Source organism: Mesorhizobium sp. M7A.F.Ca.CA.001.08.2.1, assembly GCF_003998455.1.
GTDB lineage: Bacteria > Pseudomonadota > Alphaproteobacteria > Rhizobiales > Rhizobiaceae > Mesorhizobium > Mesorhizobium ciceri.
This window is the reverse complement of record NZ_RZPW01001013.1, coordinates 1-1,793: the sequence shown is the minus strand read 5'-3', so window position 1 is coordinate 1,793 and position 1,793 is coordinate 1. Positions and strand designations below refer to the sequence as shown.

General features: G+C 58.3%; 4 protein-coding genes. 2 read left to right on the top strand and 2 right to left on the bottom strand.

All coding sequences use genetic code 11. The annotated features are described in order from the left end of the window. Positions 1–313 (bottom strand): Ada metal-binding domain-containing protein (locus EN914_RS34155; RefSeq protein ID WP_281034688.1); only part of this gene is annotated, 313 nt, incomplete at its 3' end. A 130-nt stretch (positions 314–443) separates the two neighbouring features. On the opposite strand from EN914_RS34155, the gene EN914_RS34150 reads away from it, so the two are divergent. Together EN914_RS34150 and EN914_RS34145 are read left to right on the top strand one after the other, a co-directional pair. After that, a complete protein-coding gene (locus tag EN914_RS34150) occupies positions 444–740 on the top strand; it encodes a type II toxin-antitoxin system HigB family toxin (protein WP_013530736.1) in 297 nt (98 codons plus the stop codon). Continuing rightward, positions 740–1,138 (top strand): type II toxin-antitoxin system HigA family antitoxin, encoded by a 399-nt coding sequence (locus EN914_RS34145; RefSeq protein WP_024501642.1) that lies wholly within the window; start codon positions 740–742, stop codon positions 1,136–1,138. The genes EN914_RS34150 and EN914_RS34145 overlap by 1 nt, the downstream gene beginning before the upstream one ends. A 15-nt stretch (positions 1,139–1,153) precedes the next feature. On the opposite strand, the gene EN914_RS34140 is transcribed toward EN914_RS34145, so the two are convergent. Next, complete coding sequence (locus tag EN914_RS34140; protein ID WP_245497915.1) at positions 1,154–1,792, bottom strand: helix-turn-helix domain-containing protein; 639 nt, start codon at positions 1,790–1,792, stop codon at positions 1,154–1,156. Position 1,793 lies beyond the last annotated feature (1 nt).

Sequence of the window (1,793 nt, the reverse complement as noted above, 5' to 3'; positions counted from 1 at the left end):
GCTCGATCCTGCGGCAGGCAGCGGCGACCATCGCCGCGTTGCCGGCCTCGAGCGACGGGCCATGTGGATCGCAGCGCCGGCACGGGCGAAAACCGGTCGCCCTGGCCTGGTCCAGCGTGTCGTGCAACTGCACATTTTTCGGATTGGCGCGCCGAGACGGACAGGAAGGCCGGCAATAGACGCCCGTCGTCGCCACCGAATACCAGAATGCGCCGTCGGCGGATTTGTCGCGCGCGACGATGCGCGCCCAGCGCGGATCGTCGGTGATTTGCAGCGGCGCGGACTTCAGATTCTTGGCCAGGGTGATGAACATGACCGCATTGAAGCCACCACAAGCCGGCCCCGCCACCCGTTTCCTGACAAGTGCCTGGAGAACCTCACTTGCCTTTCCCAATTTGGGAAAAACCTCTTGTTCCCAATTTGGGAATTTGCTATATCAGGTCATGCAGATAATTGCCAAGAAGGCGCTGAAGGATTTTTGGGCAAAACACAATCAGGCCGAAGCTCCTTTGACGGCTTGGTATGTGGCTGTCGGGAATGCTGATTGGAAGACCCCGGCTGACGTCAAGGATGCGTTTGGAGCGACAGTCGATTTCGTCGGTGACAATCGCATCATTTTCGACATTAGCGGCAACAAGTATCGTTTGATTGTCCACGTCGCCTACAAGTTTCACCGCGTTCTGATCAAATTCGTCGGCACGCACAAAGAGTATGACAAGATTGATCCGGAGAAGGTGTGATGGAAAACATTCGACCCATTAAAACCGAAGCCGATTACGATTGGGCGATCGCCGAAATCACTAAATATTTTGAAAATGAGCCGGAGGTCGGCTCTCTCGATGGTGACCGGTTCGACGTTCTCGCAACCCTGATCGAGGCTTATGAGGATAAGCACTACCCGATTGAAGCACCGGATCCCGTTGAAGCCATTCATTCGCACATGGAACTGTTCAACCTGTCGCGGAAGGCGCTGGCCGAGGTGATCGGATCATCACCCCGGGCGACCGAGGTGTTGAACAAAAAGCGCGCACTCACCCTGGATATGGTCTTCAAACTGAACAAGGAATGGAAAATTCCCGCCGAAGTCCTCGTGCAACCCTATCACCTTGCAAATGACAGGGGCCGCAGGCGCGCCTAACATGCACCGATTCTCCTAAGCCGCGCGTTTGGGCTCCACCGCGAACGGGCTGAGGCCGAGCCAGGTCTGCATCTTCCTGCCGATGGCCTGGTCGCCGGTCAGGGCAACCCTGGCGCCGGCCTTCTCGACGGTCAGCACTCCCATCCAGATCGCCGTCATGGTGTGCAGGTCGGTCGAGACGTAGAGATCGACATCGAAACCCGGATCGTACCAGCACAGATCGACCTCGCCGTGCTTCTCGACGATCAGCCACCACGAGCGTTTGGATGCCGGCAGGTCCTGATACAGGAATTGTATCACCGTACGTCCCTCGGGCAGCGGCGACGGGTTCAGATTGCGCCGCATGTCCCACATCAGCAACGACGGATCGAGGTTCTTCAGCGACAGCCGGGACTCGACCCATTTCTGCCCCCAGAAGCCCATTGCCTCGACGACAGGACGCAAATCCCGGCCGGCTTCCGTCAGCCGATATTCGAAGATGCCTTTTTCGCCCGGCACTTCCTTGCGCTCGACGATCCCGGCGATCTCAAGTTCCTTCAGCCGTTGCGACAGAAGGGTCGGCGACATTTTGGGGACGCCGCGGCGAAGATCGTTGAAGCGGGTCGAGCCGGCCACCAGTTCACGCATCAGCACCATGGTCCAGCGGGTGCACAGC